This window comes from Microbacterium sp. LWO14-1.2 (genome assembly GCF_038397715.1).
GTDB lineage: Bacteria > Actinomycetota > Actinomycetes > Actinomycetales > Microbacteriaceae > Microbacterium.
The window spans coordinates 3,485,513-3,499,795 of sequence record NZ_CP151633.1; the positions used below are offsets into that span (position 1 = coordinate 3,485,513).

Here is a 14,283-nt window from a genome sequence, read left to right on the forward strand (position 1 = left end):
CCTTTCGGCGGTCTGCTTCTTCTTAGCTGCCGCGACGAGTCCTGAGAGCTAGGGCCTTCCTCGTCGCGGCGCTCGTGTTGGCCCGAACACATTCCTGACGAGAGAAGAAGCCCCTCATGAAGAACACTCAGCGCCCGTCGTCGATGCCGATCCACAAGTACCGGCCGTTCCACGAGCAGATCGCGGTGAACCTGCCCGACCGCACCTGGCCCGATGCCCGCATCACCGAGGCCCCCCGTTGGTGCGCTGTCGACCTGCGCGACGGCAACCAGGCCCTCATCGATCCCATGTCGCCCGAGCGCAAGCGGGTGATGTTCGAGCTGCTCGTCAGCATGGGATACAAGGAGATCGAGGTCGGGTTCCCGTCGGCGAGCCAGACCGACTTCGACTTCGTCCGCCAGCTGATCGAAGAGAACCTGATCCCCGACGATGTCACCATCCAGGTGCTGACGCAGGCGCGCGAGCACCTGATCGAGCGCACCTACGAGGCCATCGCCGGTGCCAAGCAGGCGATCGTGCACCTGTACAACTCCACGAGCGTGCTGCAGCGCGAGGTCGTCTTCCGCACCGACAAGCAGGGCATCATCGACATCGCGCTCGAGGGCGCGCGCCTGTGCCGACGGTTCGAGAAGACGATCCCCGACACGCAGGTGTACTACGAGTACTCGCCGGAGAGCTACACGGGCACCGAGCTCGAGTTCGCTGTCGACGTCTGCAACCAGGTCATCGAGATCTTCGAGCCGACCCCCGACCGCAAGGTCATCATCAACCTGCCGGCCACTGTCGAGATGGCCACGCCGAACGTCTACGCCGACTCGATCGAGTGGATGAGCCGCCACCTGAACCACCGCGAGAACGTCATCCTCTCGCTGCACCCGCACAACGACCGCGGCACGGCGATCGCTGCCGCGGAGCTCGGCTACATGGCCGGCGCCGACCGCATCGAAGGGTGCCTGTTCGGCAACGGAGAGCGCACCGGCAACGTCGACCTCGTCGCCCTGGGCATCAACATGTTCACGCAGGGGATCGACCCGCAGATCGACTTCAGCGACATCGATCAGGTCAAGCGGACGGTCGAGTACTGCAATCAGCTGCCCGTGCCGGAGCGCAGCCCGTGGGCGGGCGACCTCGTGTTCACCGCATTCAGCGGATCGCACCAGGATGCGATCAAGAAGGGCTTCGAGGCCATGGCCGCCGAGGCGGAGGCGAAGGGCGTCTCGGTCGACGAGATCGAGTGGGCGGTGCCGTATCTGCCCGTCGACCCGAAGGATCTGGGCCGCTCGTACGAAGCGGTGATCCGCGTGAACTCGCAGTCGGGCAAGGGTGGCGTCGCGTACCTGCTGAAGGCCGACCACGCGATCGACCTGCCTCGCAAGCTGCAGATCGAGTTCTCGGGCGTCGTGCAGGCGAAGACGGATGCCGAGGGCGGCGAGGTCACGAGCGAGCAGATCTGGTCGGTCTTCAACGACGAGTACCTGCCGGCCGACGACGAGTCAGCCAAGTGGGGTCGTTTCGAGCTGCTGGCGACGCAGACCCGCAGCGACATGTCCGGCGAGGTCGTCCTCGATGTGGAGCTGCGGGACGACGACGAGCGGATCTCGGTCACCGGCTCGGGCAACGGTCCGGTCGCCGCGTTCGTCGAGGTGCTGCGCGCCCAGGGCTTCGACATCACCGTCTACGACTACGTGGAGCACGCACTCAGCGCCGGCGGTGACGCTCAGGCGGCCGCGTACGTCGAGCTGCAGGTCGGCGATCAGCGCCTGTGGGGCGTGGGCATCGACGGCGACATCTCGACAGCATCCCTCAAGGCGATCGTGTCGGGCGTGAACCGGTCGATCCGGAGCCGTCAGCACGAGCTCGCCGCGGTCTGACCCCGCACGTTTCGTCTCGCTTCGCTCGCTCAACGACCGGGTTGATATCCCTCCCGGTCGTTGAGCGAGGAGCGCAGCGGGGTCTCTCTCGGGTCGTTGAGCGAGGAGCGCAGCGACGAGACGAAAGGCGGTGCGGTCAGTCGCCGGGTCTGACGATCGGGATGACCCCGGTCTCGGCCGCCACCTTGCGGCGGTAGAGGCGGCGCTGCTCGGGCAGCGATACGTCGAAGCTGACGGCGAGCACCCGGATCACGGCGGTGACGGCGATGCCGATGACGGCGGCGAGGGGGATCGACATGCCGAGCGCGTGGGCGATCACGATGAACGCGGATCCTCCGCCGGCGGCGACGGCGTAGAGCGATCCCACGTGCATGATCGCGGTCGGCAGGCCCATGAGCATGTCGCGCAGCACGCTGCCGCCGACTGCGGCGCAGACGCCGATGAACACGGCGGGCACCTCGGGAATGCCGAGCGCGAGGGCCTTGCTCGTACCGAACGCCCCGAACATCCCGATCACGACGGCATCCAGGCCGACGATGACCTTGTTGAGGCGCGTGAAGAGGCCAGCGAGCAGCATCCCGAAGAGCGCGGCGCCCGTCGCCGTGACGAGATACCACTGGTTCTGCAGCGTCGCGGGGGTCTGGCCCAGCAGGATGTCGCGGATGAGACCGCCGCCCATGCCGATCATGATGCCGATGATCGCGACCCCGAGCCAGTCGAGCCGTCGCTGCCCCTGGAAACCGGAGGCGAAGAGCGCTCCCTGGACCCCGCCGAGCCCGACGCCGAGAAGATCCGCCCAGAACGGAATGATGAAGAGCGGTTCGGTCACCCGTCCATTGTCGCGCACGGAGGATAATCGAGGGGTGCCCACGTACCGAGACGAAGCAGTGATCCTGCGCACCCACAAGCTGGGTGAGGCGGACCGCATCGTCACCATGCTGTCGCGACGCCACGGCAAGGTGCGCGCCGTGGCGAAGGGCGTGCGGCGGACGTCGTCGAAGTTCGGCTCCCGGCTCGAGCCGTTCATGGTCGCCGACGTGCAGCTGTACGAGGGGCGCTCGCTCGACATCGTGCAGCAGGCGGAGTCGTTGGGCTCCTACGGTGCCGACATCGCCGCGCACTACGACCGGTTCACCTCGGCGAATGCGATGGTCGAGACGGCCGACCGGCTGAGCGAGTCCGAGGCGACTCCCGAGCAGTATCTGCTGCTCGTCGGCGGACTGCGGGCACTCTCTCGCGGGGAGCATTCGCCTCGCAGCATCCTGGATTCCTATCTGCTCCGCGTCATGGCGCTCTCCGGCTGGGCGCCGTCGCTGACCGATTGCGCGCGCTGCGGCATGCCCGGTCCGCACACGACGTTCGTCGCCCAGCTCGGTGGCGTGGTGTGCCGCAACGACGCGCCCGCCGGAAGCCCTCGCGTCGCGGAGACCACGCTGGCCCTGCTCCGGTCGCTCATGGCGGGCGAATGGGACGTCATCGACGCGGCATCCGTGCAGGAGACGTCAGCGGCTTCCGGACTCATCGCCGCCTACGCGCAGTGGCATCTCGAGCGCGGCATCCGCTCGCTCGCCCACGTGATCGACGATTCCCGAGAAGGAGCCCGGTGAGCCCCAAGCCCTACACGCACAAGGATGCCGTGGCGTACCGCCCGCTCGACTGGACGGGGCTCTACCCGCCGCAGTTCCCGGCGGTGCCGGAGCACGTGGCGATCGTCATGGACGGCAACGGCCGGTGGGCGAATCGTCGCGGTCTCAATCGCATCGAAGGACACAAGGCGGGTGAGGAGGTACTGCTCGACGTGGTCGCCGGCGCCATCCAGGCCGGGGTGAAGCACCTGTCGGTGTACGCGTTCTCGACCGAGAACTGGGCGCGCTCGCCCGAGGAGGTGCGCTTCCTCATGGGGTACAACCGCGACGTGCTGCATCGCCGGCGCGACCAGCTCAACGAGTGGAACGTGCGCATCCGCTGGGCCGGACGCAAGCCGCGCCTGTGGGGCAGCGTCATCACAGAACTGCAGCGCGCGGAGGAGCTCACGAAGACGAACACAGGGCTCACGCTCACGATGTGCGTGAACTACGGCGGACGGGTCGAGCTCGTCGACGCCATGCGGTCGATCGCCGCCGACGTCGCCGCCGGTCGGGTCAAGCCGAACGCGATCAGCGAGAAGATGATCCGTCGGCACCTCTATGTGCCGGACATGCCCGACGTCGACCTGTTCCTGCGCAGCTCGGGCGAGCAGCGCACCTCGAACTTCCTCCTGTGGGAGTCGGCCTACGCCGAGATGGTGTTCCTCGACACGCTCTGGCCGGACTTCTCCCGCGAGGAGCTGTGGCGAGCGATCGGCATCTACCTGTCGCGCGACCGACGCTTCGGTGGGGCCGTCGACACACCGGACGCGCCCGCCTGAGCCCGAAGCCAGCGCTCGGCCTCGCGCGGATGGCGCAGGCGCACGATGGTCAGGTGCGGGAACGCGACCTCGGCCTCCGGCATCCGCTCGGTCCATTTGTGCAGGGTCATGGTCTGCCAGGCGACGATGTTCTCTTCGGGATCCCCGCTGAACATGCGCCAGATCGGCTTCTCGACGTTGCCGTTCCACATCTTCGTACGCAGGATGCTGCGGCTCAGGGTGCGCCGCAGCAGTCGCGCACGAACGACGCGGAAGGGATAGTCCAGCCAGACGACCAGGTCGGCGCGCGGCGCGAGGATCTCGTCGGTGCCCTTGCTCGTGTACTGCCACTCGGTCACCCAGAGCTCTTCGGAGGCGAAGGCGCGGACGTCGTCGAGGAAGCTCGGACGCGGTGTCCAGTTCTCGCCGTGGAAGAGGCCGTCGATCTCGGTGTGCCGGAGGTTCCAGAGCGCGGCGATGCGCCGGGAGAGGGTCGTCTTCCCGGATCCGGTGACGCCGGCGACGAGCACGCGACGCGGCGTGCGGGGGAGCGGATCGTCGGCGGAGAGCATCCGAGAATCCTATCGATCGGAATAGCCCCGACGAGGATGCGGTTGGATGACAGTGTGACTGAACCCATCTCGATCGACATCTGGTCCGACATCGCGTGCCCGTGGTGCTACATCGGCAAGCGCAATCTCGAGAAGGGACTCGAGGCCACGGCGGGCGACGACGACGCCCCGCAGGTGAACATCACGTTCCACTCGTTCGAGCTCTCGCCCGACACCCCCGTCGACTTCGACGGCGATGAGATCGACTTCCTCTCCGGACACAAGGGCATGCCTCGTGAGCAGGTCGAGCAGATGCTCTCGCACGTCACCGGTGTCGCGGAGAACGCGGGTCTGCAGTATCGCTTCGACCTGCTGCAGCACACGAACACGGTCAAGGCCCACGAGCTCCTCCACTTCGCGAAGGCGAACGATCTGCAGCACGAGATGGAGGAGCGGCTCATGTCCGCGTACTTCACCGAGGGCAAGCACGTCGGCCGTGTCGACGATCTCGTCGAGCTGGCGGTCGAGGTCGGCCTCGACGCCGAGCAGGCGCGGGAGGCGCTGGAGAGTTCCCGCCACCTGCAGGACGTGCGTCAGGACCAGGCGCAGGCCCAGGCCTACGGCATCCAGGGCGTCCCGTTCTTCGTGATCGACGGACAGTACGGCATCAGCGGCGCGCAGCCGCCCGCGGCGTTCGAGAACGTCCTGCGCGACCTGTGGGCCAAGCGCGGTGCTCCCGAGGAAGAAGCGCCCGCAGTCCAGGCCTGAGCTACCGTCCGCGCGGTCGGGGCGACGGGAGCGCGAATCCCGCCGCCTCGACCGCTCTGCGAGCGTTACAGACGCTGCTGCTTCGCCGCGAGCGGAAGCGGCTCCATGGGCTGGTCGTCGGCGGTCAGGTCGATGCCGAGTTCTCGGGCGTACACGACGCGCGTCGCCATCGACACGTCGTCACCTGTCTCCGTGAGCTCGAACACGCGACCGCCGCGCATGCGGTTGCGCTCGGCGCCATCGAGGCCGTACGCGCCGAAGCCCGTGCCCGGCGCGTAGCCGAGCTGCACGCCGTAGTAGTCACCCGCATAGTCGTTGATGTGGTCGTGTCCGACGAAGACCCCCTTCACGTCACCCCGCTCGAGAATCGCGTTGAACATCCCTGAGTTGAACGGCCCAGGGCATTCGTCCTCGTTCCGCTCCCCGGTGATCCGGTGCCGCGCCCGGCCGCGCGCGGCGTCCGGCTCCGTGCGGGTGTCCACGCCGCCCCACCACATGAAACGGTGTTCCCACAGGGCGATGTGCAGGAACATCAGACCAGGCAGCTTGGCTCCCCGCCGCTTCTCCAACTCCTGCGACTGCTGCCGGTACCAGGCGACCTGGTCCATCCGTACCCAGTCCCACGTGGGATACCCGGAGAAGTCCTGGCCGTTGATCGATTCAGGCGCGTACCGACCGGAGTCGATGAGCCACAGAGCGAAAGCCTCTCGGTTCTTCTTCGCCGACGAGCCGATCGTCACGATCGTGTTGCTGGTGCCTGTCACGCCGCGAGTGTTCTCGGCGTTCACGTTGTAGTCGTAGGAGCGGTAGATCGCCAGCATCCCCGCCTCGTCGACACCGGACTCGGGCAGCGAGTCCTCGTCGTGGTTTCCGAAAGTGACGGCCCACGGAATCTGGCGCGATTCCATCGGCCAGACGACGTTGTTGATCGCCTGCTTCACAGCCAGCCGGGTCTCACAGCCTCCCGTGATCACGTCGCCGTTGATGACCACGAAGTCGGGTTTCTCCTGATCGAGCACCTTCTCGATCAGCTCCACCGTGCGACGATCGGTGAGCTCGTCGTCCTGTGTGTCGTTGAACTGCACGACTTTGAAGGTTCCGTCGGAGTGGAATCGCAGGCGGCCTGCCCTGCCGGGCGCAGTCGGGCGCGTCGTGGATCCCGCTTCCGTGGTGGGGGCGGCGTTCGCCGGTGCGGCGCCGAGCGGCAGAGCGGTGCTGAGCGCGCCGATCGCGCCTGCGGTGAGGACGGTTCGCCGGCTGATCGGGAAGCGGTCGGGCATGTTCGGTCTCCTTGTCTTCGAGCGGACTTCGCCGTGGTGAGACTAAGGAGAGGGCATGACCGCGAGCAGACCGGCGGGTGAACGGCTCGCATGCGAGCGCCGCCGGGACGCACCTGCGCGGGTAGCGCGCAGGTGAACCGTGCGGCCGTCGCTCGATCTAGCGCGTCAGTGCGGACTCGATCGCGCTGACGATCGCGGGGTCGTCCGGCTTCTGCTTCGGACGGAAGCGGATGACCTCGCCGTCGGGGAGCACGAGGAACTTCTCGAAGTTCCACTCCACGCGTCCGGCCTTGCCACCCGCGTCCTCGGTCTGCTTCAGCGCCTTGTAGAGGTCGGCCGCGTTCTTCCCGTTGACCTTGACCTTGTCGTTGATCGGGAAGGTCACGCCGTAGGTGGTCGAGCAGAAGTCGAGGATCTGCTCCATCGAGCCCGGCTCCTGACCGAAGAACTGGTTGCAGGGGAAGCCCACGACGCTGAATCCGCGGTCGCCGTAGAGGCGCTGCAGCTCTTCCAGCTGCTCGTACTGCGGAGTGAGTCCGCACTTCGACGCGACGTTGACGACGAGCACGACCTCGCCCAGATCGTCGAGGGTCTTCTCGTTGCCGTCGGCGTCGCGGAAGGGGATGGAACGGACTGCGGAATCGCTCATGCTCACAGCTTAGGTCGATGCGCCGCGACCGGCCCCGTGTCTGGGAGAATGGAGAGGTCATGACTGTCGCAACCGCCCCCGTTCCCACCCTCCGCATCGGCCCGATCGCACTCGACGTGCCCGTCGTGCTCGCGCCCATGGCGGGGATCACGAACACGGCGTTCCGTCGGCTGTGCCGCGAGTACGGTGCCGGTCTGTACGTGAGCGAGATGATCACGTCCCGCGCCCTCGTCGAGCGCAACGAGACCACGATGCGCCTCATCCGCCACCACGAGTCGGAGACGCCCCGCTCCATCCAGCTGTACGGCGTCGACCCGAAGACGATCGCGGATGCCGTGCGCATCATCGTCGCCGAGGACCACGCCGACCACATCGACCTCAACTTCGGCTGCCCGGTGCCCAAGGTCACCCGCAAGGGCGGCGGAGCCGCGCTGCCGTGGAAGTCGTCTCTCTTCGCCGACATCGTGACGCAGGCCGTCAAGGCCGCGGGCGACATCCCGCTCACGGTCAAGATGCGCAAGGGCATCGACCCCGACCACCTCACGTTCCTGGACGCGGGGCGCGCAGCGGAGGATGCCGGAGCGGCCGCCGTCGCACTGCACGCCCGCACGGCGAGCGAGTTCTACTCCGGCTTCGCCGATTGGAACGCCATCGGCGAGCTCAAGCAGGCCGTGACGAGCATCCCGGTTCTCGGCAACGGCGACATCTGGTCCGCCGACGATGCCGTGCGCATGATGGAGCAGACCGACTGCGACGGCGTCGTCGTCGGTCGAGGATGCCTCGGTCGTCCCTGGCTGTTCGGCGAGCTCGCCAACGCCTTCGGCGGCGAGGGCAAGACGGTCGACGCGAACCTCGGCTTCGTCGCCGACGCGTTCAAACGGCACGCGGAACTGCTCGTCGAGTTCTTCGAAGACGAGGACCGCGGTTGCCGCGACGTCCGCAAGCACGTCGCCTGGTACTTCAAGGGCTACCCGGTCGGCGGAGACATCCGCACCGGGCTCGCCACGGCATCCAGTCTCCAGGAGATCGACGACCTGCTCGGCCAGCTCGACCACTCGGCGCCGTACCCCGGCGCGGATGCCGAGGGTCAGCGCGGTCGTTCCGGTCGGCCCAAGCGGCCGGCTCTGCCGGACAAGTGGCTGGAGTCGCGTGAGCTCGCGGCGACGGCCTCGGAGATGATGCGAGGCGCGGAGATCGAGAACAGTGGCGGCTGAGGCGTCCGCGCCGTCGCGGACGGACGGATACGATCCCCGAGACGCCGAGCGGTTCTTCGCCGAGACCCATCGCTCCGAACGAGACGACTTCGCGCGCGACCGCGCTCGCGTGCTGCACTCGGCCGCGCTGCGTCGACTCGCCGCCAAGACCCAGGTGCTGAGCCCCGCGAGCACCGCCGACTTCGCGCGCAACCGGCTCACGCACTCGCTCGAGGTGGCTCAGGTGGGGCGAGAGCTCGCCTCGGCCCTCGGCGTCTCGGCCGACGTCGTCGACACCGCCTGCCTCAGCCACGACCTCGGGCACCCGCCCTTCGGGCACAACGGCGGGCGGGCGCTCAACGAATGGGCCGAGCCCATCGGCGGTTTCGAGGGCAACGCGCAGTCCCTGCGCATCCTCACCCGTCTCGAGGCGAAGGCGATCGACGACGACGGACAGTCGGTGGGCCTGAACCTCACCAGGGCGAGTCTCGACGCGACGTGCAAGTACCCGTGGACGGTCGACAGCCCCGTGCCCGACCCCGGCGGTCGCCTGAAGTTCGGCGTCTACCCCGAGGACGAAGCAGTGTTCCGCTGGATGCGCGAGGGCGCGACCGGTCGGCTGCGCTGCATCGAGGCCGAGATCATGGACCTGTCCGACGACATCGGCTACTCGGTGCACGACTTCGAGGACGCGATCGTCAACGGCTACGTCGACGTCGCCCAGCTCTCCGACCCCCTCGCGCACGACGCGCTGATCGACCGCATCCAGCAGTGGGTGGGGTACGACTTCACGCGCGACGAGCTGGCGGACGCGCTCTACCGGCTCTCGTCGCAGTCGATGTGGCTGTCGTCGTTCGACCGGTCACGGCGCGACCTCGCACGGCTCAAGAACCTCACCAGCGACCTCATCGGCCGCTTCGCGAGGGCAGCGGTCTCGGCGACGCGCGAGGCGTACGCCGGTCCCGTGCTCGTGCGCTACAACGCGCACGTCGTCGTGCCGCGAGTGGTCGAGGCGGAGATCGCCGTGCTCAAGGGGATTATGGGGCAGGCGATCGTCACGATCGAGGCGCGCAAGGGCGTCTACAAGGAGCAGCGGCGAGTGCTGAAGCGCCTGGCCGACGCCCTGTGGTCGACCGACGCGCTGTGGTCGGCGGGCGCCGACGTGCTGGAGCCCGCGTTCTCGGCCGACTTCGTCGCGGCCGGCTCCGACGCCGAGCGCGCGAGGGTCGTGGTCGACCAGATCGCGAGCCTCACCGACCAGAGCGCCATCGACTGGCACAACCGACTCGTGGGCGAGATCGATCCGGCCGAGGTCGGCATCTGGACGCCGCGTCACGCGCGGCCGGGCGGACGGATGCACACTCCGCCCGCGGCGGTGATCGAAGGGGTGCGCTGATGCCCCGTATCCGCCAGGCCGACGTCGACGAGGTCAAGGCCCGCACCAACATCGCCGACATCGTCGGCGAGCGTGTCGCGCTCAAGTCCGCGGGGGTGGGATCGCTCAAGGGGCTCTGCCCGTTCCACGACGAGAAGAGCCCGAGCTTCCACGTGCGCCCGCAGGTGGGCTACTACCACTGCTTCGGCTGCGGCGAGTCCGGCGACGTCTACTCGTTCCTTCGCGAGATGGACCACGTGAGCTTCACGGAAGCCGTCGAGCGCCTCGCCGGTCGCATCGGCTACACGCTGCACTACGAAGACGGGGGAGCAGCGCCGGAGACGAGCGGTCGCAGCCGCCTGTACGCGGCGAACACGGCAGCGGCGGAGTTCTTCCGCTCGCAGCTGCTGACGGCGGATGCCGAGGCGGGGCGACGCTTCCTCGGGGAGCGGGGCTTCGACGCGGGAGCGGCAGCGCACTTCGGTGTGGGTTTCGCGCCGCGCGGCTGGGACGGGATGCTGAAGGCGCTGAGCGCCCAGGGGTTCACACGGGAGGAACTCCTGACGGCAGGCCTCGTGTCACAGGGACAGCGCGGCGTGTACGACCGCTTCCGCGGTCGCCTAGTTTGGCCGATCCGCGACGTGTCGGGGCAGACGATCGGCTTCGGCGCCCGCAAGCTCTTCGACGACGATCAGGGCCCCAAATACCTCAACACCCCCGAGACGCCGATCTACAAGAAGGCCCAGGTGCTCTACGGGCTCGACCTCGCGAAGCGCGACATCTCGCGCGGCGACCCGCGTCGTGTGGTGGTCGTCGAGGGGTACACCGACGTGATGGCCTGCCACCTCGCAGGGCTCACCACGGCGATCGCGACCTGTGGCACGGCGTTCGGCACCGACCACATCAAGGTGCTGCGGCGGGTGATGGGCGACGACAACGCCTCCGGCGAGGTCGTGTTCACATTCGACGGCGACGAGGCGGGGCAGAAGGCGGCGCTGCGCGCCTTCACCGAGGACGACCGCTTCAACGCCCAGACGTTCGTCGCGGTGGCTCCGGACGGCCTCGACCCCTGCGACCTGCGGCTGCAGCGCGGCGACGCGGCCGTGCGCTCGCTCATGGACTCCAAGCAGCCGATGTTCGAGTTCGCCATCGACCGCAAGCTCGGCGGCTTCGACCTCTCCACGGTCGAGGGGCGCGTCGGAGCGCTCCGCGCCGCGGCGCCGATCGTCGCGGAGATCAGGGACCAGCTGCTGCGCCCCGGCTACGAGCGCGTCCTGGCGCGTCGGCTCGGCATGGATCCCACCGAGGTGCACAGCGAGGTCGAGCGCGTGGCGCGCCGCGGCGGCTCGACCTCCCGACCTGAGCCCCAGCGCCGAGATGACGCGCCCTCCGTCGACGGCGCAGGCGGCGGACAGAGCTTCGCACCGGTCACGCTCGCGAGCCTGCCCCGCACCGCCGACGTGGCGGTCGAGCGGGACGCGCTGATGGGCGTTCTGCAGTACGGTCACCAGCTCGACCAGGCTCTGCTCACGCGCGCCCTCGAAGGGCCGTTCCGCACGGCGGGGCTCGACGCGGTGCGCGAGGCCGTGGCATCCGCCCCCGATCGCACGCGGGCCGGATGGGTCACCGAGGCGGTCAACGCGGTGCGCGAGCCGTACCGATCGCTGGCGGGCGAGCTGCTCATGACCCCGTTCCCCGCCCGCGACGAGGAGGGGGCGGTGGCGTCGGCGACCGACCTCGCCCGCCGGCTCATCATGCGCGGTCTCGAGCACGAGAAGCAGGAACTGCTCGGCGCGGTCCAGCGGGTGCCCGCCGACTCCGACGGAGGTCGCGCGCTGCGGATGCGTCTTCGTGACATCGACGTGGAACGCCAGCGCTTCGCCGAGTCGTAGAGGGGCTCGCCCGTGTCGGCACGGCAGGATGGAGTCATGTTCTCTCGGCCCGAATCGACCAACGCGATCGATTGCTCTGATCTGGTGATCGATCGCATCGGGCACAGCGCTCCGACCCGCGCCGTCGACGGCGTGAGCTTCACGCTCCGGCCGGGGGAGCTCATCTGCGTCGCCGGGCCGACCGGCTCGGGCAAATCGACGCTCGTCGCGGCTCTCGCGGGGTCGACAGATCCCTCGGTGCGCGTCGTCGGCGGCAGCGCCCAGGTGTGCGGTGTCGACGTGCGACGTCCAGGCCGCAAGCACCGGCTGCTCACCTACCGCACCGGCTTCGTGCCGCAGGGGGCGGGCGCCGATCTGCCGCCGCGGCTCACGGTGAACGAGGTGATCGCCGAGCCCATCCTCATCCGCGAGAAGCGCGTCAACGCCAAAGCGCTGTCGATCCGGGTGGCCACGCTGCTCGACGAGCTGCACCTGCCGCTCGGCACGGCGGCGAAGTTCCCGTACGAGCTGAGCGCGGGCATGCGGCAGCGCGTGGCGATCGCGCGGTCGTTCGTTCTCGAACCCCGCGTGCTCATCGCCGACGAGATCCTCGCGAACCTGGACCTCGAGGTGCGTCCCGTCGTGTTCGACGCCATCACCCGCCGCCGCAAGGAGGAGGGGATGGGCGCTCTGCTCGTCACCAATGACGCGGCCTTCATCCGTGAACTGAACGCCGAGACGCTCATGCTCCGGAGCGGTCACGTGGTCGCCCGGGGCGTCGGCAAGGACCTGCTCTGGGTGCCCAACGCGGAGGCGGATTCGCAGCGCTGAGCCCGCGCTGCGTCGACACGCCCGATGTGCGGCCCGTGTCACGAGCACGCGTCGGAGTTTGCTAGGATTGACGAGTTGCCCGCACAGCGGAGCACATTCCTCGGTAGCTCAATTGGCAGAGCAGCCGGCTGTTAACCGGCAGGTTCTTGGTTCGAGTCCAAGCCGGGGAGCCAAGACCCCTGGCCTTCATCTGAAGGCCAGGGGTTCTCCTTTTCCAGGACGATGCGGTCGCGGTCCGGAGACGCGGAAAGGGCCCCGCCGGTCGGCGAGGCCCTTCCATGACTGCGGATCGACTCAGCGCGCAGCGCCCTTCAGCGAGCCCGTGGTCTGACCGGCGGGGTCGGAGATCACGCACTGCACGACGCGGTCGTTCAGCTGGTCCCACGTCTGCTGGGTCGGCGTGATCGGGTAGACCTCGAGGGTCGAGTCCTGGAAGCCGATGCCGACGAAGTTCGTGTACGCGTCGCCGATGCACTCCTGCGAGGCGGTGTCGATGGCCTCCTCCGAGAACTCGCCGTCGTCCATCGTGATCTCGTAGTAGACCTCTTCATCGTGCGGCTGGTCGCACGGGACGACGTCCGCGTCCTCGATGAGGCCCGTCGCACTCGCCATCTTGCAGTCGCCCAGCTTGAGGGAGAAGATGTCGATGTTCGAGCTCTCGGTGACCTGGCCGGTCTCCTCATCGCGGTCGGCGTCTCCCGAGCCTCCACCGAGGATCCCGTTCAGCGCGCTACAACCGGTCAGCGCGACGGACAGCGCGACCGCCGAACCGGCGAGTGCGAGTGCGCGTCGTGTGCGCAGTTTCATCATGACTACCCCTCCCAGAGCCTCTTGGTGCGCGGGAATATCGGTATCCCGCCCCGAAGAACGCTATAGGGATCGGAGTCTGTGATGCAACTCCACAGACCCTGTGAGCGGGCTGAAAGGTAAGGTCAGCCTTCCAAGTCGTCGACTCCCGGCATCCACGCGGCTCCCGGGCGACCCCAGCCACGCTTCTTCGCGATCTTCTGGACCGTCTTCCAGTCCCGATCGGAAAGCCGGTCGATGTAGAGGATGCCGTCGAGATGGTCGAACTCGTGCTGCATGATGCGCGCGCGCCAGCCGTCGACGGAGATCTCGACAGGCGCACCCTCGAGGTCCGTCCCGGTCACGCGCACACGCTCGGACCGGCGCAGCGCGAAGCGTTCTCCGGGGAACGACAGGCACCCCTCGGACTCGAGGTCTTCGTCGGGCTCGCCCGGCTCCAGCGGCACCATCCACAGCTCGGGGTTGATGATGACCCCGCGCCAGGGCTGATCGTCGTCGTCGACGTACGTGTACGTGTAGATGCGCAGCGGCACTCCGACCTGAGGCGCCGCGAGGCCGACGCCCGGAGCGGTGTCCATGGTCTCGAACATGTCGGCGACGAGGGTGCGGACCTCGTCGGTGATCTCCTCGACGGGCGAGGCGGGGGAGTGCAGGACGGGATCGCCCATGATGCGAATCGGAAGTACAGCCACGCCATAACC

At 68.2% G+C, this 14,283-nt stretch carries 14 protein-coding genes and 1 tRNA gene; 9 read left to right on the forward strand and 6 right to left on the reverse strand.

Annotation, left to right across the window (positions count from 1 at the left end):
- Positions 1-116: 116 nt before the first annotated feature.
- The gene (leuA, locus tag MRBLWO14_RS16820; protein WP_341934216.1) at positions 117-1,871 is read left to right on the forward strand and encodes a 2-isopropylmalate synthase; all 1,755 of its coding nucleotides are present in this window, start codon (positions 117-119) and stop codon (positions 1,869-1,871) included.
- Positions 1,872-2,007: 136 nt separating this feature from the next.
- On the opposite strand, the gene MRBLWO14_RS16825 is transcribed toward leuA, so the two are convergent.
- Positions 2,008-2,700 carry a TRIC cation channel family protein gene (locus tag MRBLWO14_RS16825; RefSeq protein ID WP_341934217.1) on the reverse strand — a complete coding sequence of 231 codons (693 nt, stop codon included), beginning with the start codon at positions 2,698-2,700 and terminating at the stop codon, positions 2,008-2,010.
- Between the two features lie 34 nt (positions 2,701-2,734).
- On the opposite strand from MRBLWO14_RS16825, the gene recO reads away from it, so the two are divergent.
- Together recO and MRBLWO14_RS16835 are read left to right on the forward strand one after the other, a co-directional pair.
- A complete protein-coding gene (gene recO / locus MRBLWO14_RS16830) occupies positions 2,735-3,478 on the forward strand; it encodes a DNA repair protein RecO (RefSeq protein ID WP_341934218.1) in 744 nt (247 codons plus the stop codon).
- Positions 3,475-4,278, forward strand: coding sequence for an isoprenyl transferase (locus tag MRBLWO14_RS16835; protein WP_341934219.1), 804 nt, complete (start codon positions 3,475-3,477; stop codon positions 4,276-4,278). The genes recO and MRBLWO14_RS16835 overlap by 4 nt, the downstream gene beginning before the upstream one ends.
- Here MRBLWO14_RS16835 and MRBLWO14_RS16840 read toward each other — a convergent pair.
- Positions 4,218-4,829, reverse strand: coding sequence for an AAA family ATPase (locus MRBLWO14_RS16840; RefSeq protein WP_341934220.1), 612 nt, complete (start codon positions 4,827-4,829; stop codon positions 4,218-4,220). The two genes, MRBLWO14_RS16835 and MRBLWO14_RS16840, sit on opposite strands and share 61 nt — an antisense overlap.
- 54 nt (positions 4,830-4,883) lie before the next feature.
- Here MRBLWO14_RS16840 and MRBLWO14_RS16845 point away from each other — a divergent pair, with 54 nt between their 5' ends.
- A complete protein-coding gene (locus MRBLWO14_RS16845; RefSeq protein WP_341934221.1) occupies positions 4,884-5,576 on the forward strand; it encodes a DsbA family oxidoreductase in 693 nt (230 codons plus the stop codon).
- A 65-nt stretch (positions 5,577-5,641) separates the two neighbouring features.
- Here MRBLWO14_RS16845 and MRBLWO14_RS16850 read toward each other — a convergent pair whose 3' ends face one another.
- Entirely contained in the window at positions 5,642-6,856 is a 1,215-nt protein-coding gene (locus MRBLWO14_RS16850; protein ID WP_341934222.1) for a metallophosphoesterase family protein, read from the reverse strand.
- A 157-nt stretch (positions 6,857-7,013) separates the two neighbouring features.
- Complete coding sequence (locus MRBLWO14_RS16855; RefSeq protein ID WP_341934223.1) at positions 7,014-7,505, reverse strand: glutathione peroxidase; 492 nt, start codon at positions 7,503-7,505, stop codon at positions 7,014-7,016.
- A gap of 59 nt (positions 7,506-7,564) precedes the next feature.
- Between MRBLWO14_RS16855 and dusB the strand changes: the two genes are divergently transcribed.
- The 5 genes from dusB (at position 7,565) to MRBLWO14_RS16880 (ending at position 12,948) form a co-directional block, all read left to right on the forward strand.
- Positions 7,565-8,719 carry a tRNA dihydrouridine synthase DusB gene (dusB, locus tag MRBLWO14_RS16860; RefSeq protein WP_341934224.1) on the forward strand — a complete coding sequence of 385 codons (1,155 nt, stop codon included), beginning with the start codon at positions 7,565-7,567 and terminating at the stop codon, positions 8,717-8,719.
- A complete protein-coding gene (locus MRBLWO14_RS16865) occupies positions 8,709-10,094 on the forward strand; it encodes a deoxyguanosinetriphosphate triphosphohydrolase (RefSeq protein ID WP_341934225.1) in 1,386 nt (461 codons plus the stop codon). Before dusB ends, MRBLWO14_RS16865 begins: the two co-directional genes overlap by 11 nt.
- Entirely contained in the window at positions 10,094-11,965 is a 1,872-nt protein-coding gene (gene dnaG, locus MRBLWO14_RS16870; protein WP_341934226.1) for a DNA primase, read from the forward strand. Before MRBLWO14_RS16865 ends, dnaG begins: the two co-directional genes overlap by 1 nt.
- Before the next feature lie 84 nt (positions 11,966-12,049).
- Complete coding sequence (locus MRBLWO14_RS16875) at positions 12,050-12,775, forward strand: ATP-binding cassette domain-containing protein (protein ID WP_341934227.1); 726 nt, start codon at positions 12,050-12,052, stop codon at positions 12,773-12,775.
- A gap of 97 nt (positions 12,776-12,872) precedes the next feature.
- A tRNA-Asn gene (locus tag MRBLWO14_RS16880) sits at positions 12,873-12,948 on the forward strand.
- Positions 12,949-13,069: 121 nt separating this feature from the next.
- Here MRBLWO14_RS16880 and MRBLWO14_RS16885 read toward each other — a convergent pair.
- On the reverse strand, positions 13,070-13,585 hold the full coding sequence (locus tag MRBLWO14_RS16885) for a septum formation family protein (protein ID WP_341934228.1): 516 nt from the start codon (positions 13,583-13,585) through the stop codon (positions 13,070-13,072).
- A gap of 122 nt (positions 13,586-13,707) precedes the next feature.
- Positions 13,708-14,274, reverse strand: a complete 567-nt coding sequence (def, locus tag MRBLWO14_RS16890) for a peptide deformylase (RefSeq protein ID WP_341934229.1) — start codon at positions 14,272-14,274, stop codon at positions 13,708-13,710.
- Positions 14,275-14,283: the final 9 nt, after the last annotated feature.